At 67.3% G+C, this 21,292-nt stretch carries 18 protein-coding genes, 1 tRNA gene and 1 pseudogene; 9 read left to right on the forward strand and 11 right to left on the reverse strand.

Annotation, left to right across the window (positions count from 1 at the left end; all coding sequences use genetic code 11):
- Positions 1–33 precede the first annotated feature (33 nt).
- The 4 genes from CFOUR_RS03145 to CFOUR_RS03160 all read left to right on the forward strand — a co-directional run bounded on the left by CFOUR_RS03145 (position 34) and on the right by CFOUR_RS03160 (position 3,415).
- Complete coding sequence (locus CFOUR_RS03145; protein WP_085957346.1) at positions 34–393, forward strand: FKBP-type peptidyl-prolyl cis-trans isomerase; 360 nt, start codon at positions 34–36, stop codon at positions 391–393.
- Between the two features lie 10 nt (positions 394–403).
- Positions 404–1,231: an aldo/keto reductase gene (locus tag CFOUR_RS03150; protein WP_085957347.1), complete on the forward strand. Its 828-nt coding sequence runs from the start codon at positions 404–406 to the stop codon at positions 1,229–1,231.
- Between the two features lie 195 nt (positions 1,232–1,426).
- The gene (locus CFOUR_RS03155) at positions 1,427–1,765 is read left to right on the forward strand and encodes a DUF485 domain-containing protein (RefSeq protein ID WP_085957348.1); all 339 of its coding nucleotides are present in this window, start codon (positions 1,427–1,429) and stop codon (positions 1,763–1,765) included.
- Between the two features lie 3 nt (positions 1,766–1,768).
- A complete protein-coding gene (locus tag CFOUR_RS03160; protein ID WP_085957349.1) occupies positions 1,769–3,415 on the forward strand; it encodes a monocarboxylic acid transporter in 1,647 nt (548 codons plus the stop codon).
- Between the two features lie 47 nt (positions 3,416–3,462).
- Here the strand turns inward: CFOUR_RS03160 and CFOUR_RS03165 are convergent, their stop codons facing one another.
- The gene (locus tag CFOUR_RS03165; protein WP_353959388.1) at positions 3,463–4,293 is read right to left on the reverse strand and encodes a DUF1906 domain-containing protein; all 831 of its coding nucleotides are present in this window, start codon (positions 4,291–4,293) and stop codon (positions 3,463–3,465) included.
- 114 nt (positions 4,294–4,407) lie between these two features.
- Between CFOUR_RS03165 and CFOUR_RS03170 the strand changes: the two genes are divergently transcribed.
- Positions 4,408–4,483, forward strand: a tRNA-Arg gene (locus tag CFOUR_RS03170).
- 16 nt (positions 4,484–4,499) lie between these two features.
- Here the strand turns inward: CFOUR_RS03170 and CFOUR_RS03175 are convergent.
- Positions 4,500–5,531 (reverse strand): hypothetical protein, encoded by a 1,032-nt coding sequence (locus tag CFOUR_RS03175; RefSeq protein ID WP_143338989.1) that lies wholly within the window; start codon positions 5,529–5,531, stop codon positions 4,500–4,502.
- 37 nt (positions 5,532–5,568) lie between these two features.
- Between CFOUR_RS03175 and CFOUR_RS03180 the strand changes: the two genes are divergently transcribed.
- Both CFOUR_RS03180 and trhA read left to right on the forward strand, forming a co-directional pair.
- Positions 5,569–6,954, forward strand: a complete 1,386-nt coding sequence (locus tag CFOUR_RS03180; RefSeq protein ID WP_290179931.1) for a phytoene desaturase family protein — start codon at positions 5,569–5,571, stop codon at positions 6,952–6,954.
- A gap of 73 nt (positions 6,955–7,027) precedes the next feature.
- A complete protein-coding gene (trhA, locus tag CFOUR_RS03185; RefSeq protein ID WP_085957352.1) occupies positions 7,028–7,747 on the forward strand; it encodes a PAQR family membrane homeostasis protein TrhA in 720 nt (239 codons plus the stop codon).
- A gap of 3 nt (positions 7,748–7,750) precedes the next feature.
- Here the strand turns inward: trhA and CFOUR_RS03190 are convergent, their stop codons facing one another.
- Genes CFOUR_RS03190 through CFOUR_RS03205 form a run of 4 tightly spaced genes read right to left on the reverse strand, consistent with a single transcriptional unit; the run spans position 7,751 to position 10,084 of the window.
- Positions 7,751–8,038, reverse strand: a complete 288-nt coding sequence (locus tag CFOUR_RS03190) for a mycoredoxin (protein ID WP_085957353.1) — start codon at positions 8,036–8,038, stop codon at positions 7,751–7,753.
- Positions 8,035–8,517, reverse strand: coding sequence for a dihydrofolate reductase (locus CFOUR_RS03195; protein WP_085957354.1), 483 nt, complete (start codon positions 8,515–8,517; stop codon positions 8,035–8,037). Before CFOUR_RS03195 ends, CFOUR_RS03190 begins: the two co-directional genes overlap by 4 nt.
- On the reverse strand, positions 8,517–9,314 hold the full coding sequence (locus CFOUR_RS03200) for a thymidylate synthase (RefSeq protein ID WP_085957355.1): 798 nt from the start codon (positions 9,312–9,314) through the stop codon (positions 8,517–8,519). The genes CFOUR_RS03195 and CFOUR_RS03200 overlap by 1 nt, the downstream gene beginning before the upstream one ends.
- Positions 9,311–10,084 (reverse strand): 3'(2'),5'-bisphosphate nucleotidase CysQ, encoded by a 774-nt coding sequence (locus CFOUR_RS03205; protein WP_290179937.1) that lies wholly within the window; start codon positions 10,082–10,084, stop codon positions 9,311–9,313. The genes CFOUR_RS03200 and CFOUR_RS03205 overlap by 4 nt, the downstream gene beginning before the upstream one ends.
- Before the next feature lie 30 nt (positions 10,085–10,114).
- Between CFOUR_RS03205 and CFOUR_RS03210 the strand changes: the two genes are divergently transcribed.
- On the forward strand, positions 10,115–14,800 hold the full coding sequence (locus tag CFOUR_RS03210; RefSeq protein WP_290179938.1) for an ATP-dependent helicase: 4,686 nt from the start codon (positions 10,115–10,117) through the stop codon (positions 14,798–14,800).
- A gap of 16 nt (positions 14,801–14,816) precedes the next feature.
- Here the strand turns inward: CFOUR_RS03210 and CFOUR_RS03215 are convergent, their stop codons facing one another.
- Both CFOUR_RS03215 and CFOUR_RS03220 read right to left on the reverse strand, forming a co-directional pair.
- Complete coding sequence (locus CFOUR_RS03215) at positions 14,817–16,373, reverse strand: HNH endonuclease signature motif containing protein (RefSeq protein ID WP_290179940.1); 1,557 nt, start codon at positions 16,371–16,373, stop codon at positions 14,817–14,819.
- A gap of 88 nt (positions 16,374–16,461) precedes the next feature.
- Positions 16,462–16,689, reverse strand: coding sequence for a hypothetical protein (locus CFOUR_RS03220; RefSeq protein WP_085957358.1), 228 nt, complete (start codon positions 16,687–16,689; stop codon positions 16,462–16,464).
- Between the two features lie 11 nt (positions 16,690–16,700).
- On the opposite strand from CFOUR_RS03220, the gene CFOUR_RS03225 reads away from it, so the two are divergent.
- Positions 16,701–17,543: a DNA-formamidopyrimidine glycosylase family protein gene (locus CFOUR_RS03225; RefSeq protein WP_085957359.1), complete on the forward strand. Its 843-nt coding sequence runs from the start codon at positions 16,701–16,703 to the stop codon at positions 17,541–17,543.
- Here the strand turns inward: CFOUR_RS03225 and CFOUR_RS03230 are convergent.
- From CFOUR_RS03230 to pgi, 3 genes and pseudogenes are all read right to left on the reverse strand, one after another.
- Positions 17,473–18,126, reverse strand: coding sequence for a DedA family protein (locus CFOUR_RS03230; protein WP_085957360.1), 654 nt, complete (start codon positions 18,124–18,126; stop codon positions 17,473–17,475). The two genes, CFOUR_RS03225 and CFOUR_RS03230, sit on opposite strands and share 71 nt — an antisense overlap.
- 16 nt (positions 18,127–18,142) lie before the next feature.
- Positions 18,143–19,629: pseudogene (locus tag CFOUR_RS03235) on the reverse strand (glutamate-cysteine ligase family protein).
- On the reverse strand, positions 19,629–21,266 hold the full coding sequence (gene pgi, locus CFOUR_RS03240; protein WP_085957361.1) for a glucose-6-phosphate isomerase: 1,638 nt from the start codon (positions 21,264–21,266) through the stop codon (positions 19,629–19,631). Before pgi ends, CFOUR_RS03235 begins: the two are co-directional and overlap by 1 nt.
- Positions 21,267–21,292: the final 26 nt, after the last annotated feature.

Below are 21,292 nucleotides of genomic sequence, written 5' to 3' on the forward strand. Positions count from 1 at the left end.
ACCGCGCACAAACTTGCAAGGAGTTTCAACGCTATGGAAAAGCCGTTCATCGACAAGCCGGAGGGTCCGGCACCTGCAGACCTCGTCGTCGAGGACATCACCGTCGGCGAAGGTGCAGAGGCCGTGGCCGGCGGGTTTGTCAAGGTCCACTACTTGGGCGTGGACTTCGAAACGGGCGAGGAGTTCGACTCCTCATGGGACCGCGGCGAGGCCGCAGAGTTCCCGCTCACCGGCCTGATCCAGGGCTGGCAGGAAGGCATCCCCGGCATGAAGGTCGGCGGGCGCCGTCAGCTGACCATTCCGCCGGAGAAGGCGTACGGCCCCGCAGGCGGCGGCCACCCGCTGTCCGGCCGCACGCTCGTATTTATCATCGACCTGCTCGACGCCAGCTAGGAGGCCGGCCATGCGCATCCCAGTGACCACCCTGAACGACGGCTACGATTTCCCCCTCCTCGGCCTGGGCACCTACAAGCTCGCCGGCGACGAGGTAGAGCCGATCGTGCGCACCGCAATTGAGCTGGGCTACCGCCACATCGACACCGCCGCGCTCTACGACAACGAGGTCGAGGTGGGCAAGGCCATCAACGCCGCGATCAAGGCCGGCGAAGTCACCCGCGAAGAGTTGTTCGTGACCACCAAGCTGTGGAACGACGACCAGGAGCGGGTGGCCGAGGCGTACCACGAGTCGCTCAAGCGCCTCGACCTCGAGTTCGTGGACCTGTACCTCGTGCACTGGCCGTGGCCACAGCACGGCACCTACGTGCGCGCGTTCGAGCAGATCGCCGAGCTGCAGGGCATGGGCCGCCTGCAGTCCGCGGGTGTGGCCAACTTCTACCCGCAGGTGCTCGACGAGATCATCGAGGCCACGGGCATCACCCCGGTGCTCAACCAGGTGGAGCTGCACGCCGGGTTTACCCAGCCCGAGCTGCGCGCGTACCACGACGAGCACGACATCGTCACCGAGGCGTGGGCGCCGATTGCCCGCGGCTCCAACTTCGACGACCCGGCGATCCGTGCGGTGGCGGACAAGCACGGCGCGACCCCGGCGCAGGTCTCGCTCGCGTACCTTTTGCAGCTCGGCTGCTCTGTGGTGCCGAAGACCTCCAACCCAAAGCGGCTGGAGGAAAATTTGGGTGCGGTAGGCATTTCGCTTGACGACGAAGACGTCACCGCCCTCGACGCTGTCCAGGGAGAGCGCCTCTCCGGCGACCCGCTGACCTTCCCGGGGTAGGGCAGAAGGTCCCCTTTCACCGTCCGGTTACGCATCTGCGTGGCCGGGCGGTTTTTCTATGCGCGAACATAAAGAGAGTTATGAGACATTGAACAGTTGTATGTGTGATAGGTTACATTCACATTGTTGAGTCGGGGATGACATAGACCCGGCGAGGCAAGACCGAATTCCCGTGCATAAGAAAGGATCGAGGCAATGGCAGGTTCTACCGCTGTCCCGCAACGCCGCGAACCAACTCCTGATGAGTTCGTGGCCATGCAGCAAAGCCCCGAATTCCAAGATCTCCGCGGCACCTTCCGCGGGTTCACGTTCCCGGTGATGATTGCGGCGTTTGTCTGGTACGTCTTCTACGTCGTCTTCGCCACCTTCGCCCCCGACGTGATGGCCAAGGACTTCCTCGGCCTCAACCTGGGCCTCTGGCTGGGCCTGGCGCAGTTTTTCACGACATTCTTGATCACCTGGATCTACGTGAAGTGGGCGAACAAAAACATCGAGCCGCGCGCGGCTCACATCCGCGAAGAGATGGAGGGCTAACCCATGCAGACCTACCTGCTCGCCGCCGAATCGGGTGAGACCGGCAACCCGATCCTCAACATCGCGATCTTCGGCATCTTTATCGTTGTCACTCTCTACATCGTGACCCGCGCCGGCAAGACCACGAGTGAATCGGCAGACTTTTACACCGGAGGTGCGTCGTTTAGCGGCACGCAAAACGGCCTCGCCATCGCGGGCGATTACCTCTCCGCCGCGTCGTTCCTCGGCATCGTCGGCTCGATCGCGCTCAACGGCTACGACGGCTTCTTGTACTCCATCGGCTTCTTCGTAGCGTGGCTGGTCGCGCTGCTGCTGGTGGCGGAGCCGCTGCGCAACGTGGGCCGCTTCACCATGGCGGACGTGTTGTCGTTCCGCCTGCGCCAAAAGCCGGTGCGCGTCGCCGCCGCCTTCGGCACCCTCTTTGTCTCGCTGTTCTACCTGATCGCGCAGATGGCGGGCGCAGGCTCCTTGGTGTCCGTGCTGCTGAACCTGCACTCGTTTACCGCGCAGGCGATCTGCGTGGGCATCGTCGGCGTGATCATGATCATCTACGTCCTGGTCGGCGGCATGAAGGGCACCACCTACGTGCAGATGATCAAGGCGGTGCTGCTCATCGCCGGCGTGCTGATCATGACCGTGCTCGCGTTCATCATGGCCAAGGGTGGCCTGACCGCAGTGTTCGACAAAGCCATCGATTCGCACACCGCTTCCAGCTACATCGCCGAGAAGGGCTACCAGGCGGGCGACATTCTCAAGCCCGGCCTGAAGTACGGCAAGACCACCACCACCAAGCTGGACTTCGTCTCGCTCGGCCTGTCACTGGTGCTGGGTACCGCGGGCCTGCCGCACGTGCTCATGCGCTTCTACACGGTGCCCACCGCCAAGGAAGCGCGTAAGTCTGTGACCTGGGCGATCGTGCTCATCGGCTCGTTCTACCTGCTCACCCTCGTGCTGGGCTACGCCGCGGCCGCATTCGTCGGCCCGGACCGCATCCTCGCCGCGCCGGGGGGTGCGAACTCGGCGGCGCCGCTGCTCGCGTTCGAGCTCGGCGGCTCCATCTTCATGGCGCTGATCTCCGCGGTCGCCTTCGCGACGGTCCTCGCGGTCGTCGCCGGCCTGGCCATCACCGCCTCCGCGTCGATCGCGCACGACGTCTACGACGCAGTGCTTCGCGACGGCCAAGCCACCGAAGCAGAACAAGTCCGCGTCTCCCGCATCACCGTGGTCGTGTTGGGTGTCGTCGCCATCGTCCTGGGCATCCTGGCCATGCAGCAGAACGTGGCCTTCCTCGTGTCCCTGGCGTTCGCCACTGCGGCGTCCGCGAACCTGCCGACCATCCTGTACTCGCTGTACTGGAAGCGCTTCAACACCACCGGCGCGGTGGCGTCGATCTACACCGGCCTGATCTCCGCGCTGGTGCTGATCGCGCTTTCGCCGGCGGTCTCCGGCAGCCCGACCGCGATGTTCCCCAACGCGGACTGGTCCATCTTCCCGCTGACCAGCCCGGGCCTGGTGTCCATCCCGCTCGGCTTCCTCGCTGGCATTGTGGGTACCTACCTGGGCAAGCCTGACAACTTCGACGAGCTGCAGGCCGAGATGGAGGTCCGCTCGCTGACCGGTGTCGGCGTGGAGGCTCCGGTCGACCACTAGGCACCAACAGGAAAAGGGCCCGCCGGCGCGGGCCCTTTTTTAATGCGTTACCTCAGCCACGAGGAGGACAGTTGGCTGCTGCCCTGCAAAAGGTTCGCCCAATCGTCCGGGGTGAGGTGGGCGAGGGTCGAGCCTTGCCCCGGGGTCCACTGGCCCCAATCGGAGGCGTACACGTTGTTGACGTCCACCTGCACCCCCTCGATGTAGGCTTGGCGGCCCGCCACCTGGTGGATGTTGGCGCGGGGGTGGATCTGGCCGCGCGAGCCCCAGTCGTGCTGCCAGAAGAAGGAGCCGATGCCGTCTTCCAGGCACCACGCGATGGTGTAGAAGTTGCCGTACACGCCGAGCTGGAAGCCGGCGGCGTTGAACGCAGCCCCCATGGCCTTGAGGTACGGGTTGATCTGGTTGTTGAACTGCTCGAGGGTGGGGTTGTCGTCGATGGCCACGTAGATTGGCCGCCCGGCCGGCCCGCCTGCCGCGGCGTGCAGGGCCATCGCCTTCGGTGCGTGTTCGGCGGCGCCGAGCGCGCCGCGTTTCCAGTCGGCGGTCTCGGCGCGGCCGAACTGGTAAACGGAGGCCACCGCCAGGCCGTTCGCCTTGTAGTCGCGCGTCTCGCCGATGGTTACCGGCTTGCCGCGCATCCACTCGGCGCCGGGGCGGCGCTCGGAGACGTAGCGCACCGCGCCCATGTGGCCCGCTGCCTTCACAGCGCTTGCCGAGGGCACCGCCGCCGAGTAATCCACCACGGTGCCAAGCACGCGGCGCTGCTGCGCGTGCGCGGCGGGGGAGAGGGCGGTCGAGGCGGTGCCCGCGACGGCGGCTGCGGCGGTCAGGGCGCCCGCGGACTTCAAAAATGAGCGGCGATCAAAGGTAGTCACATCCGTCACTCTAGCCCCAAGTGGCGGTTTGTGCTCAAACTCGGGCGGGCAACGGCGCGCCTGCGCGGCGGCGGTTTCCGGCGCGGCAGCAGGCTGCGGTAACCTAACGCCATTGCCCTAGTAGCTCAGTGGATAGAGCACGGCTCTCCTAAAGCCGGTGTCGGAGGTTCGATTCCTCTCTGGGGCGCCAATTTTTTCCGCCAAACCTACCGGTTAAACGGCTTGGAGACCCACGTAAACGGCCGGTCCAGCAGGGTGGTGCCCAGCTCGGACGGGGTGAGCACGAAGGCCTCGCCGCCGGCGGGGGCAAGCTCGATCGTGCCTTCGCTGGCCAGCCAGGTGAATTCGCGGGTTTCCACGACGGGCCCGCGCGGAGCGGCGTTGTAGCCGTCGTCGGTCATGGGGGCGGTCAGCTGGATGGTGACGCGGTCGCCGTTGAGGGTGTAGAAGCCTTCTTGGAGGGAGCCGGAGGCTCGTCGTAAGGCAACGAACCCGTGGAAGGAGCCCTCGGGGGTTTCGGCGTCCTCCACCCAGTGGAAGCTGCCTGCCGCGGGGCCGTCGATGGAGCCGAAGGCGATCGCCGCCCAGCGCTGGTCGTCGGACAATTCGGGAGCTGCTTCGATGTCGCCGCCGGCCACCGCATACAGGCCGGAGAGCTCGGTGCCCTCGCGGTCGAGCGCCTTGGGCACGTTGGTGGCCACTGCGAACCCGGCCGCGCCGAGGGAGACCACCAGAGCCAAAGCGGGGAAGAAGCGGGTGACGCGGTGGACCTTCTCGTTCGTAATCGCGCGCGGCGCATCCACGGCCTCGACGCTGCGCCCGGCCACAAAGCGCCACAGCCGCGGCAGCCACGGCGCCAACACCAGCAGGTACAGCAACGCCTGGATGGCCGCGGGGATCTTCACCGGCACGTCGAAGGTCATGTTCAGCAGCCACACCACGGCCAGGTCCACGAAACCGATGAGCCCGCCCAGCCACGCGGTGCGCCGGAACAGCACCAGCACGGCGGCGACGAACTCCGCCAGCCCCGCCAAGAACTGCACGACGGGGGAGAAGCCCATGAACGTCCACAGCAGCCCCATCGGTGACTTCTCGCCGAGCGTGATCAAAAGCTCCGGAAAATCCGGCCGGCCCATCTGCATCAGGACGAGTTTGGCGCCCGCGTAGGGCATGAGCATGACAAACGCCGCCATGCGTACGAGCCAGTGCAGCGCCCATCCAATTGATTTCTTGTTCATCTGTCGCAGGGTAGCACCGGTGTTTAGCATGGTCAGGGTGAAACGAACTGCTGTGGTCGTAGGCGCGGGGCCGAACGGGCTGACCGCGGCGGCGCGCCTTGCCGCCGCGGGGTGGCGGGTTGAGGTGCGCGAGCGCTCACGCGAGGTCGGGGGCGCGGCCGCCACACAGATGCTTGACGACGGCTCGTTCCGCGACCTCGGCGCCGCCTGCCACCCCTTCGGGGCAGCCAGCCCGGCCTTTCGCGCGCTGGAGCTTGAGCGCTACGGGGTGCGGTGGCTGCGCGCGCCGTACGAGATGGCGCACCCGCTGGAGGCCGGCGCGGCGGTGCTGGCGGGCTCGCTGGAGCAGACCGCGGCGGGCCTCGGCGTGGACGATATCGCGTGGTCGCGGCTGCACGCCCCGGTGGTGGAGAGTGTTGACGGCCTGCTCGCGGATGTGCTCGCCCCGCTGCCGCATCTTCCAAGGCGCCCGCTGGCCCTGGCGCGGTTCGGTGCCCGCGGCCTGTGGCCTGCGGCGGCACTGGGGCGGGCGGCGTTTCGTACCGAGGAGGCCCGCGCCCTGTTCGCCGGCAGCGCCACACACGCGATCACCTCGCCGTCGCGCCCGCTGACAGGGGCATTCGGCCTCCTCTTCGGTGCGCTGGGCATGACGCGGGGCTGGCCGGTGGCCGAGGGTGGATCCGGGACGGTCACCGCGGCGCTGCGCCAGATTGTGGAGGAGCACGGGGGCGTGGTGCGCTGCGGCGAGGAGGTGCGCACGCTGCCAGACGCCGACGCCGTCGTTGTCAACCTCACGCCCGCGCAGGTTGTGCGCTTAAACGGCGCTTCGCTGCCTGCCCGCCGCGCCCGGTCGATGCGCCGGTGGCGCTACGGGCCGGGCGTGCACAAGGTGGACTTCCTCCTCGACGCCCCGGTGCCTTGGACAGACCCGCGGGTGGGGCAGGCGGCCACGGTGCACGTGGGCGGCACGGTCGACGAGATCGTGCGCGCCGAAAACGAGGTGGCCGCCGGCCTGCTGCCCCGTCGCCCGTTCGTGATGGCAAGCCAGCAGTACGCGGCTGACCCCTCACGCGGGTTGGTGCTGTGGACTTACGCGCACGTGCCGCACGGCTACCGGCAGCGCTACCCGGGCGAGGTGGCGGAGCGGATCACGGGGCAGATCGAGCGGTTCGCGCCCGGCTTTCGCGCGGTGGTGCGGGAGGCGATCGAGACCCCGCCGGCCGCGCTCGAGGCGTGGAACCCCAACCTGGTCGGCGGCGACATCGCCGGCGGCGCGATGGACGGCGCCCAGCTGCTCTTGCGTCAACCGCACCGCCTGCGCAAAGGCTTGTACATGGCGTCGGCGTCGACGGCCCCGGGCGCCGGGGTCCACGGCATGCCCGGCTGGTGGGCGGCCGAGGCGGCGTTGCGGGACTTCGGCTAGATTACCTACCATACCGTAGGTTAGGAAGGGGCTCAGGCAAATGCCATGTCAACGACGACAGCGGAGGTGATCCGTGACAGCAACGAAACCGCACCACAAACTCCAACAGGGCCAAGTGCAGCGCAGCTACGTTGTGGCTGATCGAGGCACGCGCCCCGTGATCCGCGGCTGGTTCCACTTTGGTGCGGCAATACTCTCGGCGCTCGCTGCGGCGGTGCTGATCACGTTCGCGTGGATGACGCTGCATTGGGTCCAGGCCCTCGGGGTCACCATGTACGGTGCCGGGTTGTTTCTGCTTTTCGGGGTCTCGGCGATGTACCACCGTTGGCCGTGGCGTACCGCCAGCGCCGTCCAGTGGTGGCGCCGGGCGGACCACGCCACGATCTCGGTGTTCATCGCCGCGACATACACCCCGTTGTGCCTCACCGTCTTCGAACCGAAGACTGCGGCGGTGATGCTTGCCGTCGCATGGGCGGGCGGCATCGGGGGAGTGGCGCTCAACCTCGTGTGGATCAACCACCCGCGCTGGCTGGATGTGGTGGTCTACGTCGGGCTGGGGTGGGTCATCGTCCCGCTCCTACCCACCCTGTGGCGCGAAGCGGGTGCGGCGGTGGTGCACTTACTTCTCGCGGGCGGGGTGATCTACACCCTCGGTGCGCTGGTGTACGGCTTTAAGTGGCCGGGGAGATCAGCGCACTACTACGGCTACCACGAGCATTTCCACACCGCGACGGTCGTGGCGGCGGTTTTACACCTCGTTGCCATCTGGATGGTTGTGGTGCAGGCGGGGTAGAGGCTACGCCTCGCCGGTGAGCTCGCGCAGCTTCGCGCGCACCGCGGAGGCCTCCGGGTTGGTGGCGTGGGTGCCGTCGGAGTACAGCACGGTGGGCACGATGCGGTTGCCGTCGTTGACGGACTCGATCCACGCGTTGACCTCGTCCATGCCGTCGGCGTCCACGTCGACTACTTCGTACGGGGTCTCGGTGCGGTCCAGCCGCTCGCGCAGCTTGCGGCAGAACGGGCACCAGTCGGCGGCGAAGATGGTCACGTGGGCAGTGGTTTCAGGGGTTTCAGGGGTGGTCACTGTTGGGTCCTTTCGAAGCGTTGGAACTTGTAGCGCAGCCCGCTTGTCGACGTCTTCCAGTCCCCGTCGCGCACCAGCTCAAACTCGCCGTCGATCCGGGGCGCGTAGACGGCTTGCGCGGCGGGGATGTCCGGGAGGACGTCGATAAGCGTCCGCTCGATCACGTCGACCTCGTCGATGGTGGCCTCGTAAAGCTGGGCGCCGCCGATGATCCAGGCGTCCGTCTGCAGGTCCGGGATGTCGGGGGAGACGTACGCCCCGCGCGACCACGCGCCCGGCGCGCGCGAAGAAAGCACGTGGTTGACGCGGCCCGGCAAGGGCTTGACCGGCAGCGACTCCCAGGTGCGCCGGCCCATGATGATGGGGTGGCCGAGCGTGGTGGCCTTGAAGTGCTTCAGGTCTTCGGGCAGGTGCCACGGCATGCCGGCGCCGTCGCCGATGACGCCGTCGGCGCTTTGCGCCCAGATCGCGCCCAGCACTAGACGGACACCTCCGCCTTGATGGTGGGGTGCGGGTCGTAGCCCACGACCTCGACGTCGTCGAAGGTGTAGTCGAACAGCGAGGCCGCCTTGCGCAGTTTGAGCTGCGGGTACTCGCGCGGCTCGCGGGACAGCTGCTCGCGCACCTGGTCGAGGTGGTTGTTGTAGATGTGGCAGTCGCCGCCCGTCCAGATCAGCTCGCCCACCTCGAGGCCTGCCTGCTGGGCGAACATGTGCGTCAGCAGCGCATACGAGGCGATGTTGAACGGCACGCCGAGGAACATGTCGGCGGAGCGCTGGTAGACTTGCATGGACAGCTTGCCGTCGGCGACGTAGAGCTGGAACAGCAGGTGGCACGGCATCAGCGCCATCTTGTCCAGCTCCGCCACGTTCCAGGCGGAGACGAGGTTGCGGCGCGAATCCGGGTTGTTTTTCAGCGTCTCCAGGGCCTCGGCGATCTGGTCGACGTGCTCGCCGTCCGGGGTGGGCCAGGAGCGCCACTGCACGCCGTAGACCGGGCCGAGCTCTCCGTTTTCGTCGGCCCACTCGTTCCAGATGCGCACCCCGTTGTCCTGCAGCCAACCCACGTTGGAATCGCCGCGCAAGAACCACAGCAGCTCGCCGACGACCCCCTTGAAGTAGACCTTCTTGGTGGTCAAAAGCGGGAAGGACTCCGACAGGTCGTAGCGGATCTGGCGGCCGAACACGCTGCGGGTGCCGGTGCCGGTGCGGTCGCCCTTGTCGGTGCCGTTGTCCAGCACGTCGCGCAGCAGGTCTTCGTACGGGGTGGAAATCACTGGGCTACTCCTTCAAACGTGCCGTGCTCGTCGTGGTAGCGGGCGGCCGCCTCCAAGATGTCGTCCGCCAGCTCCGGCCGGCAAATCACGATGTCGGGAATGTAGGTGTCGGCGTTGTTGTAGCGCAAGGGGGAGCCGTCCAGGCGCGAGGCGTGCAGCCCCGCCGCCAGCGCCACGCCCACCGGGGCGGCCTGGTCCCATTCGTACTGGCCGCCGGCGTGGACGTAGGCGTCGTAATCGCCCAGCAGCACGTGCATCGCCTTCGCGCCAGCAGAACCGACCGGCTCCACCGCACAGCCCAGCGCCTCGGCCACATGCTGCGCCACCGCCGGGGGGCGGTTGCGCGACATGGCCACCTTGCCGGCGAACGGGCCCGAGACGTGGCGCACGTCCGAGGACTTGAACACCACGCCCAAATCCGGCAGGCCCACGGCGGCGTGGGTGGGCACCCCGTCTTCCACCAGCGCCACGTGCACCGCCCAGTCCTGGCGGCCGGTGGCGAACTCCTTCGTGCCGTCGAGCGGGTCGACGACCCAGACCCGGTTCTTGCTCAGGCGCTCGTGGTCGTCGGCGGCTTCTTCCGACAGGACCCCGTCGTCAGGCCTGTGCTGCGCGAGCACCCGGGAGATCCAGCTTTGGGCCAGCTCGTCGCCGGCCTCGCCAAGCTCGCGGCCGCGGAGCAAGCCCACCCCGCGCACGCCTTTCAAGATCTCGCCGGTGCCCTCGGCGATGAGGTTGGTCAGCCGAGAATCCGAGTACTGAGCAGTCATGCGCCTGACTCTACCGCTAAGGTTGCCGTGATGAGCGCACCGATTCTGAACCGCTTCCACCCGCAGGTGGCGGGGTGGTTCGAGGACGTCTTCGCCGCCCCCACCGCGGTGCAGGAACAGGCGTGGCGCGCGATCTCCGACGGCGAGAACGCGCTCGTGGTCGCGCCCACCGGCTCCGGCAAGACCCTGGCGGCGTTCTTGTGGTCCCTGAACTCCCTGGTGGAGCGCGCCGGGCAGCAGGCCCTGCCCATCGACGGCGCGCAGACCTCCACCCACGGCGGGGTGAAGGTGCTCTACATCTCCCCGCTGAAGGCGTTGGGCGTGGACGTGGAAGACAACCTGCGCGCGCCGCTGGCCGGCATCGCGCGGGTGGCGCAGCGCTTGGGCCGCGACATGCCCGACATCTCCGTCGGCGTGCGCTCCGGCGACACCCCGCAGTCCGAGCGCAACCGGCAGGTGCGAAAGCCGCCGGACATTTTGATCACCACGCCCGAGTCGCTCTACCTCATGCTCACCTCGAAAGCGGCGGGCATATTGAAGACGGTGGACACGGTCATCGTGGACGAAATCCACGCGCTCGCCGGCACGAAGCGCGGCGTGCACCTCGCCCTGTCCATGGAGCGGCTGCGGCGCTTGGCCGGCGATTTCCAACGCATCGGCCTGTCGGCCACGGTGCGCCCGATCGAGGCGGTGGCGAACTTCCTCGGGCCGAAGACCACCATCATCAACCCGCCCGCAAAGAAGCGCTGGCAGCTTGCCGTGAGCGTGCCCGTCGAAGACATGTCGGACCTGCCCGTGCCCGAGGACGCCTCCACCATCGGCGACGCCGTCTTCGACGATGCACTCTCGTTGGAAGGCTCAGAGCCGGCCCCGCCGCCGGGGGCGGCAGGATCCATCTGGCCGCACATCGAGCGCGCCATCTACGACGAGGTGATGGCGCACCGCTCCACCATCGTGTTCGTGAACTCGCGCCGCACCGCCGAGCGCCTGACCAGTCAACTCAACGAGCTGTGGGCCAAAGAGCACGACCCGGAGGCCCTGTCGCCTGCGACGCGGCGCCCGCCGGCGCAGCTGATGAAGTCCGTGGACACCGCCGGCCACGCCGCCGCCGTGATCGCGCGCGCCCACCACGGCTCGGTGTCCAAGGACGAGCGCGCCCAAACCGAGACTATGCTCAAGGAGGGCTCGCTGCGCGCGGTGGTCTCCACCTCCTCGCTGGAGCTGGGCATCGACATGGGCGCGGTCGACCTGGTCATCCAGGTGGAATCGCCGCCCTCGGTGGCCTCCGGCCTGCAGCGCGTGGGCCGTGCTGGCCACACCGTCGGCGCGGTCTCGGAGGGCACCTTCTACCCGAAGCACCGCGCTGACCTCGTGCAGACGGCGGTGACGGTGCCCCGCATGCGCGACGGTCTCATCGAAGAGCTGCACACCCCGCGCAGCCCGCTCGACGTGCTGGCCCAGCAGACCGTGGCCGCGGTCGCGGTGGAAGATTTGGACGTGGACGAGTGGTACGACACCGTGCGCCGCGCCTGGCCGTACCGGGACCTCGCGCGCGAGGTGTTCGACTCGGTGATCGACCTGGTCATCGGCATCTACCCGTCGACCGACTTCGCCGAGCTGCGCCCGCGCGCCATCCTTGAGGGCTCGGTGCTCAAGGCGAGGCCCGGCGCGCAGCGGGTGGCGGTGACCAACGCCGGCACCATCCCGGACCGCGGCATGTTCGGCGTCTTCTTGATCGCGAGCGATCAAGAAGGGGGCAGAGGACCTCGGCGCGTCGGCGAGCTCGACGAGGAGATGGTCTACGAATCCCGCGTCGGCGACGTGTTCACCCTCGGCGCCTCCAGCTGGCGCATCGAGAACATCACCCGCGACCAGGTGCAGGTCACCCCGGCGCCGGGCCACACCGGCCGGCTGCCGTTCTGGAACGGCGACGGGCTGGGCCGCCCCTACGAGTTGGGCAAGGCTGTAGGTGCGTTTCGTCGAGAAGCAACAAGCTCGCTGGATGAAAGCCTGGACGAGCGCGCCCGCCGCAACCTGCTGCAATACCTCGAGGAACAGGAGGAAGCCACCGGCATCCTGCCCGACGAGAAGACGCTCGTGCTGGAACGCTTCACCGACGAGCTGGGGGATTGGCGCGTGGTTCTGCACACCCCGTTTGGCAAGGGCGTCAACGCCGCGTGGGCGCTGGCCACCGGCTGGCGGGTCGCCCAGGAGACCGGCATGGACGCCCAAGCGGTCGCCGGCGACGACGGCATCGTGCTGCGCCTGCCGCAAGGCGAAAAGGAACCGGACGGGGCGATCTTCCAATTCGACGCCGACGAGATCGCCGACATCGTCACCGAGCAGGTGGGCAACTCCGCTCTGTTCGCCTCCCGCTTCCGCGAATGCGCCGCCCGCGCCCTGCTGCTGCCGCGCCGCAACCCTGGCAAGCGCGCGCCCCTGTGGCAGCAGCGCCAGCGCGCCGAGCAACTCTTGGACGTGGCGCGCAACTACCCGTCGTTTCCCATCATCTTGGAGACGGTCCGCGAGTGCCTCCAAGACGTCTACGACCTGCCCGCCCTGCAGGAAGTCATGCGCGACATCAACACGCGCCGGGTGCGCATCGCCGAGGTGACCACCGACCAGCCCAGCCCCTTCGCCTCCTCGCTGCTGTTCAATTACACCGGCGCGTTCATGTACGAAGGCGACACCCCCTTGGCTGAGAAGCGGGCGGCGGCGCTGTCGCTGGACCCGTCGCTGTTGGCCAAGCTGCTCGGCACCGTGGAGCTGCGCGAGCTGCTGGATGCCGACATCATCGCCGAGGTCGACGCGTCGCTGCGCCGCGTGGGGCGTGCGGAGACCTCCGAGCAGTTCGCCGACACCCTGCGCATCGTGGGGCCCGTGCCTATCGACGAGCTCGCGCTCTACACCACCGTCCCCTTGCGTTCCCTGGAGCAGGCGCTCGGCGCGCGAATGATGCGGGTGCGCATCGGCGGGCGCGAGTACGTTGCCCAGGTGTTGGACGCGCCCCTGCTTCGCGACGCCCTCGGCGTCCCCATCCCGCCCGGCGTGCCCGCCCAGGTGCAGACCATCCCCGACGCGCTCGCCCAGCTGGTGGGCCGATGGGTGCGCACCCGCGGGCCGTTTACCCGCCGGGACCTCGCCGACGCCTTCGGGCTCGCGGTCGGTGTCGCGCACGAGCCGCTGTCGCGGCTGGTGGACAAGGACAAGGTCATCCCGGGCCGCTACCGGCAGGGCATCGAGGAAGAGGAGTACGTCGCCGCCGAGGTGCTGCGCATCATCCGGTCCCGCTCGCTCGCGGCGGCGCGCGCCCAGACCCGGCCGGTGTCGCAGTCCGCCTACGGGCGCTTCCTGCCCGCGTGGTCGAACGTTGCCCCGGTGGGGGTCACGCCGGCGCTGCGCGGGGCGGACGGGGTCTACTCGGTGCTGGAGCAGCTCGCCGGGGTGCGCCTGCCGGCCTCGGCCTGGGAGACGCACATCCTGCCGGCGCGGGTGGGGGACTACTCGCCGGTGATGCTGGACGAGCTGACCGCCTCCGGCGAGATCACCGTCGTCGGCGCCGGCAAGGCGGGGGCCCGCGACCCCTGGATCATGCTGCTGCCCGCCGATTACGCCGCCCAACTCATGCCTCAGGTGGAGGAGCCGCTGCTTTCTCTGACCCAGTCCCAGGTGATGGAGAAAGTGCGCCGCGGCGGCGGGTTCTTGTTTTCCGACCTGCTCGAACCCACCACCACAACCGAGGAGCTGCGCGAGGCCATGTGGGACTTGGTCGAGGCAGGGTTTTTGGCCCCCGACTCCTTTGCACCGATCCGGGCGCGCCTGGCGGGCGGGAAGACGGCGCACCGGGCGCGCCGCAGGCCCTCGCGCAGCAGGGTGCGCTCGGGGCGGACCAGCTTCGCCTCGGCGGTGCCGCCGGACATGGTGGGGCGCTGGTCGCTCACGCCCACGCCCGATGGCGACGCCACCCGCCGCTCGGTCGCGCTCGGCGAGTCGCTGTTGGACCGCTACGGGGTGGTCACCCGCGGCTCCGTGGTCGCTGAAGACATCCTCGGTGGGTTCGCACTGGCCTACAAAACCCTGTCCGGTTTCGAGGCCTCCGGCAAGGCGATGCGCGGCTACCTCGTGGAGGGGCTGGGCGCCTCGCAGTTTTCCACCCCGGCGACCATCGACCGGCTGCGCGGCCACCAGGATTCCGACGATGTGGTGGGCTGGCCCTCGGGCGCGCGCGAGCCGCACGTGCACGTGCTGGCCGCCACCGACCCCGCGAACCCCTACGGCGCGGCGTTGCCGTGGCCGTCCCAGGGCGCGACCCGCTCGGCCGGGGCGATGGTGGTGCTCATCGACGGCCTGCTCGCCGCCCACATCACCCGCGGCGGCAAAACCATGACCACCTTCTACGACACCTTCCCCGACGGGGTGGGAGACCCGATGCCACTGGTCGTCGGCGCCTTGACCCAGGCGGTGCGCGACGGGCGGATGCAGCCGCTGGGCGTGGAGAAGCTTGACGGCGGGCCGGCGTTCTCGCTCAAGGAGTACGGCGCGACCGTGACGCACAAGGGCGTGAAGATCGGCGGGCGTGCGTCGGCGCCCCCGAAGCGGCGCGGGCGCAGCGTGACCGAGGCGCTCGGGGAGCTCGACGGGCGCGACGGACCCGCCCGGCAAACCGGCGACAGTGACAGGCGAGGTCCGGCCGAGGGCCTGAACTTCGACGACTAGGGCAGCAGGACAACCGTTAGGGCCGCAGCGGCATCCGGTGGCTCACCCTCGGGTTGGGCGCGCCGGGCCTCGGTGGCGGGGAGGTGGGCCACGGGGCGCTGGAAGGAGGAGTGGACGGCGCAGGTGTCGGCGCCCCGGTGCGGGCCCGTTTCTCCCGGATCCGGTTGACGGCGGAGTGCATGGCGGGGTCCGTGGTGTTGGTGTGGCGGGTGCCATCGGCCTTGACCAGCACGGCGGTGCCGGTGTCGGGGTCGTAATCCATGTAGCCCTTGTTGAAGGAGCCGTCCCGGTGGTCGTTGTTGCACTTGTGGTGGGTGGGGCACAGGCCGGTGAGGTTCTCGATGTCGGTCGTGCCGTAGCGCAGCCAGGAGATGATGTGGTGGGCTTCGCACTCGCTCATTGAGGCGGTGCAGCCAGCCCAGGAGCACACACCCTGGACGGCGAACATGGCGATGCGCTGGCCAACCGAGGCGAGCCGTTTCGAACGGCCGAGGTGCAGCGGCACCCCGGACAGCCCGTCGACGGTGAGAAGAAAGTCGCTCGTGCCGTCCATGCCGAGGCGCACGAGGTCGAAGGCGTTGAGCTCCACGCCGACGTTGGTCTGGAACATCGTGGTGGCGTCGGCCGCTGCGAGGTCGTCCAACGTGATCGAGACAACCACGGAGGCGGCGCCACCGTTCGCGGCCTGTTCGCCCTCCTCGTACTTGCGCAAGATTCGCATGAACTGGTCGTAGCGGCGCTGGCCCCGGGTGCGCGGATCGCGCTCGCCCTGTAGCTCGGCCGGGATGTTCGAGTTGGGCGCCAGCCCCTTATCCGTCAGCGCCTTGTAGAGGGCGTAGTCGCCCGCGGTCATGCTCAGGCGCACATCGAAGGTGCCGTCGGCGTTTTCTTTGCCTAATGAAGCGTCGCGCTTTTCAAAGCCCGCGTTCGGGTTCGCTTTCGCGTGGGGCTTGTTCGCGGCGTCCACCAGGCGCTTCACGTAAAGGCGCAGGTCTTTTTCGTCGCGGTACTTCGCCTGCTCCATTGCGCGGGCGTAGATGCGCATCCGTTCGCCCTCTGCCGCTTTGAGCAGCTTGTCCAGCTCGCGGCGGATGATGTCCTGCTTCGCGGCGGGGATCTCGTCCGCCCGCTTGCGCGCTTCCTCCTGGTCCTTGCGGCGGCGCTCGGCCTCCTCGTCGGCGGCCTTGCGGGCGGCGTCTTCGGCTGCGGTGCGGTCGTTGTCCGGGGCTTCCTCGTCGTCGAAGAGGAACTCCTCCGGCTCCGGTTCGGGCGGCGGCGCGAAGAGCGATTTGGCCCGGGCGAGCCGGTTGTAGGCCTCGCCCCGGGAGATGCCGAGCTTTTCGGTCAGGTAGGCGTCCGGGTAGTTCGCGCCGACCAGCTTTCCCGCGTCCGCGAGCACGCAGGCTTGGGCGAAAGCCGCGTCCACGTAGGCCTTCTTGTCCATCGCGCGTTCGAGGCGCGCGATATCGTGGGTGATGGTGGCGAGGGGGAGGGCCGAAGGATCGTCGAGAAGCAGGCGCAGCTGCGTGAGGCCGTCGACAACCTTGTCCACGAGCTCAGTGACGTTGCTCATTGCACCCTCCCTTCCGCACTTTTCGCGGGTGATGGGGGTCAATGTAGCAACGCGGCAGACACCGCAAACCAGCGTTCGAACATACGTGCTAAACTAGCTGCTTTACCAGGTGGTTCGCGGCCAAAAGTCCAAGTCGCGGGTTCGCCTCGCGCACGTCTTTCACCGCGCGCACAAACTGCGTTTTCGGGTCGGTGCCCGTTTCCTCCAAAACGCCGCGCGCCCACTCGATCGCCGCATCCATGTCGGGGAAGAAGCCGACAAGCGATTCTTCCGGAGTCGGACCAGTGCTGAATACCTTGCGCAGGAAGTCGAACATAAAATCCGATTATGCCCGAAGGTGATTCTGTCTACCAGCTCTCCAAACGCCTGCAATGGATGCAAAACCGCGAGGTCACCGCCACATCTATCCGCGTGCCCCGCTACGCCACCGTCGATTTTTCCGCCATGACCTGCGAGCGCGTCTGGCCCTACGGCAAGCACCTGTTCATGCAGTTCGGCGCACCAAACCATCAGGCGCAGATCCTGCACACGCACCTGAAAATGGAGGGCACGTGGTCCATGCACCGCGCAGGCACGCGCTGGAAAAAGCCCGCTCACGCCGCCCGCGTGGTGCTTTCGCTTAACGACGCACCAAAGGCCGACATCGAACTCGTTGGCTTTTGGCTCGGCCTGGTGCGCGTCTTCCCGGCCCGCGAGTACGCCCTAGAAATGGGCTACCTCGGCCCGGACCTGCTCGACCCAGACTTCGATGTCGACGAGGCGGTCAGGCGCATCGAGGCCGAACCGGACCGCGAGATCGGCCGGGCTCTGCTGGACCAGCGCAACCTCGCAGGCATCGGCAACGAGTACCGCGCGGAGATCAACTTTCTCGCGGGGACGCATCCGGCGGAGTTGGTGCGGGACGTGGACGTCGAAAAGCATGTGCACCTCGCGCGCCGGCTGATGTGGGCGAATAAAGATTCCCCCGTCCGCGTGACCACAGGTGTCAGGCGGGCGGGGGAGACGAGCTACGTGTTCGGGCGAAACAACAAGCCGTGCAGGCGGTGCGGCACCCTGATTGCCAAGGGGCTCCTCGGCGGGGAGGGCGACCTAGAGCGGGTTATTTGGTGGTGTCCGCGGTGCCAGCCTGCGCCTGCTCAGCGTTCCGGTCGCGCACCGCACGACGGATGAAGAATACGAGGAACCCGAGGATGATCAGGATGAGCACGACGTAGATCACCTTGGAGTAGGCGTCCGCGTAGCCGGTGGCCTTCTCCCAGTTCGCGCCGAGAACGTAGCCCAGGTAGATCAGGATGGCGTTCCAAATGCCGGAGCCGAGGGAGGTCCACAGGCCGAAGGTGACGAGGTTCATCTTGCCCAGGCCCGCGGGGATGGAAATGAGCGAGCGCACCCCGGGAATGAGGCGGCCGATAAACACGCTCGGCTTGCCGTATTTGGTGAAGAAACTCATCGCCGCATCAACGTCGGAGGTGCGCACGAGCCACATCCAGTCGGCAATTTTGCGCAGCCGCTCCAGGCCCAGCCACGCGCCCACGCCGTAGAGGACGTAGGCGCCGATGACGGAGCCCAGGACAGACCAGATGAACACGTTGACCATGTTCAACGAGCCCTGCGCGACGGTGAAGCCTGCCAGCGGCAGCACCACCTCGGAGGGGATGGGCGGGAACAGATTCTCCAGGAGGATCGCAATGCCGACGCCGGGCGCGCCCAGGGTCTCCATGAGACCCACAATCCAGTCGATGATGCTCTGCATAAGGCGCTATCTTGCCCTATTCAACCTCGAGCGTCCAAGTGTGCACCGGCGCGTCTGCCTGGGAGTTTTCATGTACTGGCGCAACACTCGGGCGAGGCCTTCGGCGCGCTCGCTGGTGGCGGGCTTCGCGTCGCCCGCCACCTTGTCCAGCGCGGCAAGCTGCCACGCTGCACCGTTTTGCCTGGTGCGCACACGGCCTTCGATCACCCCGAGGTATTTCTTGGCGCAATCTTGGTCCACTTCGAGCGTGCGCAGGCCTTCGTGCGCGAGGTCGAGCAGATAATCGCCCACGAGCTCCGCCACAGCCACCGTCCCCAACGTCGGCCACTCCACCTCGGCGCCGATGCCGTCCTTCGCGCCGGCGAGGAAGTTGCGGTTGGCCGCCTCGAAGCTCAGCCGCGACCACACCGGCCGCGTCTGGTTGCACAGCGCCTTGACCAGGCCGTAGTAGAACGCCGCGTCCGCGACGATGTCGGTGACCGTGGGGCCCGCCGGCAGCAGCCGGTTTTCCACGCGGATGTGGCTGAGCTTTCCGTTCGGATCGTAGATAGGGCGGTTCCAGCGCCAGATCGTGCCGTTGTGCAGGTTCAGGTAGTGCAGGCCGGGATTATCGCCGTTCATGAACGGCGCGCCCGCCGCCATGCGTCCTTCCGGCAGCAGGGGAGAAAAGTAGCGCACGTTCTCCTCGAACAGGTCGAACACGCTGGTGATCCACCGTTCACCGAACCACACGCGCGGGCGCACGCCCTGGTTGATCAGCTCCTTGGTGCGGGTGTCGATGGATTGCTTGAACACCGGGATACGCGATTCGTGCCACACCTTGTGGCCCAAAAACAGCGGGGAGTTCGCCGACAACGCCAACTGCACACCGGCGATCGCCTGGGAGGCGTTCCACGCGCTGGCGAAGCGGTCCGGTGCGACCTGCAGGTGCAGCTGCATGGAGGTGCAGGTGGATTCGGGTGCGATGGTGTCGAAGTAGTGGGTGTACTTCTCCTCGCCTCGCAGGTCGATCTTGACCAGCTCGCCGCGCGATTCCAGGATGGTGTTGTTTAAGCCGGCGTAGCGGTTCTCCTCGGTCATCCACTCCTCGGAGTCCAAAAACTGCGAGGTCATCGTGGGCAGTGTGCCGATCATCGCCAGGTGCGAGCCAGCATCTTCCGCAGCGTTGCGGACGCGTTCAAGGCGCTTGGCGACGCCTTCGGCAAGCCGTGCCAACCCGTCACCCTCGATGCTCAGCGGCGGGTGGTTCATCTCCACGTTGTAGGCGCCGATCTCGGACTGGTACTCCTCGTCCAACAGCCCCAGCACCACCTGGTTGTTGGGGTGGGGCTGCATGGCGTCGTCCACCAAGTTGAGCTCGAGTTCGAGCCCGATCGTGCCGTGATCCACGAAATCCGCGTCCTGGAGGTGGCGGTCAAAGCGCTCCAGCTCGTCCTCCAGGCGCCGCCGATAGGTCGTGCGCTGGCGCGGAGTGTAGGACTCGGAGGAAACTGCGTCTCCCATTAGCGGTGCTTCCTGTACCAGGTGATCAACTCGTCGGTGGAGGAATCTCCGGTGTCGGGCTCCTCCTCGCCGGCGACAGCGGCGGCGAGGTCGTTCGCCTGCGCCTTGCCCAGTTCCACGCCCCACTGGTCGAAGGGGTTGATGCCCCAGACGGCGGCCTCGACAAACACGATGTGCTCGTACAGCGCGATCAGTGCCCCAAGGCTGAACGGGCTCAGTTCTTCCGCCAGGATGGTGGTGGTGGGGCGGTTGCCGGGCATTACCTTGTGCGGCGCGAGCGCGTGCGCCACACCCTCGTTTTCAATCTCCTGCTGGGTTTTGCCGAACGCCATGACCTTGGTCTGCGCGAAGAAGTTGCCCATGAGCAGGTCGTGCATGGAACCTTCGCCGGTCGCCGTGGGCAGGTCCTGTCGCGGCTTGGCAAAACCGATGAAGTCTGCCGGCACAAGCGTGGTGCCCTGGTGGATGAGCTGGAAAAACGCGTGCTGGCCGTTAGTGCCCGGCTCGCCGAAGAAGATCTCGCCGGTGTCGCAGTCGACGCTTGCGCCGTCGATACGCGTGTGCTTGCCGTTGGACTCCATGGTCAGCTGCTGCAGGTAGGCCGGGAACCGGGAAAGGTCCTGGCAGTACGGCAGCACCGCGTGGGTCTGCGCCTTGTGGAAGTTGCGGTACCAGACATTCAGCAGCCCCATGAGCACCGGCACATTGTCTTCGAACGCGGTGGTGCGGAAGTGTTTGTCCATGGCGTGGAAGCCGTCGAGCAGGCGCATGAAGTCCTCGGGGCCGATCACGGCCATGAGGGAAAGCCCGATCGCGGAGTCCATGGAATAGCGTCCGCCTACCCAGTCCCAGAACGGGAACATGTTGGCGGTGTCGATGCCGAACTCGGACACCTTCTCCGCGTTGGTGGACACGGCCACGAAGTGCTTCGCAATCGCGGAGTCGTCCCCGTCGAACTGCTCCAGCAGCCACCGCTTTGCCGCGTGCGCGTTGGCCAGGGTCTCCTGGGTGGTGAAGGTCTTGGAGGCGACAATAAACAGCGTCTTTTCCGCATCCACCTCGTCGAGCACGCGCGACATATCGGCCGGGTCCACGTTGGAGACGAACTCCGCGGAAATACCCGCAGTGGCGTAGGTGCGCAGCGCTTTTGCCGCCATGGCGGGGCCGAGGTCGGAGCCGCCGATGCCGATGTTGACCACCTTGGTAATGGTCTTGCCGGTGTGCCCGACCCACTCGCCGGTGCGCAGGGAGGCGGCGAACTGACGCATCCTGTCCAGGACGTCGTGCACGTCAGCGGTGACGTCTTGGCCGTCCACCTCCAACGCACTGTCCGCCGGGGCGCGCAGCGCGGTGTGCAGCGCGGCACGGTCCTCGGTGGAGTTGACGTGCTTGCCGGTAAACATGTCCTCGATGCGGTCGCTCAGCTTCGCTTCGTCGGCAAGCAAAAGCAACTGCTTGACGACGTCTTCATCCACCAGATTCTTGGAAAGATCCACCCGCAGCCCCGCCGCGTCGAAGGTGTAGCGCTGCGCGCGTTGAGCGTCCGCCCGGAAGAGGTCACGCAGCGTGGTGCGGGACTTTTCCGCATGGAGTTTTTCCAGCTTGCCCCAGCTTTTGGTGGACGTGATGTCGTGCATGTGAGCCTCCCACGTGGCGGTCGACA

The organism is Corynebacterium fournieri (assembly GCF_030408775.1).
Taxonomy (GTDB): Bacteria; Actinomycetota; Actinomycetes; order Mycobacteriales; family Mycobacteriaceae; genus Corynebacterium; species Corynebacterium fournieri.

Coding starts and splice junctions, on each gene's coding strand:
- CFOUR_RS03145 (WP_085957346.1), top strand. CDS start 34: ATGGAAAAGCCGTTCATCGACAAGCCGGAGGGTCCGGCACCTGCAGAC.
- CFOUR_RS03150 (WP_085957347.1), top strand. CDS start 404: ATGCGCATCCCAGTGACCACCCTGAACGACGGCTACGATTTCCCCCTC.
- CFOUR_RS03155 (WP_085957348.1), top strand. CDS start 1,427: ATGGCAGGTTCTACCGCTGTCCCGCAACGCCGCGAACCAACTCCTGAT.
- CFOUR_RS03160 (WP_085957349.1), top strand. CDS start 1,769: ATGCAGACCTACCTGCTCGCCGCCGAATCGGGTGAGACCGGCAACCCG.
- CFOUR_RS03175 (WP_143338989.1), bottom strand. CDS start 5,531: ATGAACAAGAAATCAATTGGATGGGCGCTGCACTGGCTCGTACGCATG.
- CFOUR_RS03205 (WP_290179937.1), bottom strand. CDS start 10,084: ATGACTGCTCAGTACTCGGATTCTCGGCTGACCAACCTCATCGCCGAG.
- CFOUR_RS03210 (WP_290179938.1), top strand. CDS start 10,115: ATGAGCGCACCGATTCTGAACCGCTTCCACCCGCAGGTGGCGGGGTGG.
- CFOUR_RS03215 (WP_290179940.1), bottom strand. CDS start 16,373: ATGAGCAACGTCACTGAGCTCGTGGACAAGGTTGTCGACGGCCTCACG.
- CFOUR_RS03220 (WP_085957358.1), bottom strand. CDS start 16,689: ATGTTCGACTTCCTGCGCAAGGTATTCAGCACTGGTCCGACTCCGGAA.
- CFOUR_RS03225 (WP_085957359.1), top strand. CDS start 16,701: ATGCCCGAAGGTGATTCTGTCTACCAGCTCTCCAAACGCCTGCAATGG.
- CFOUR_RS03230 (WP_085957360.1), bottom strand. CDS start 18,126: ATGCAGAGCATCATCGACTGGATTGTGGGTCTCATGGAGACCCTGGGC.
- pgi (WP_085957361.1), bottom strand. CDS start 21,266: ATGCACGACATCACGTCCACCAAAAGCTGGGGCAAGCTGGAAAAACTC.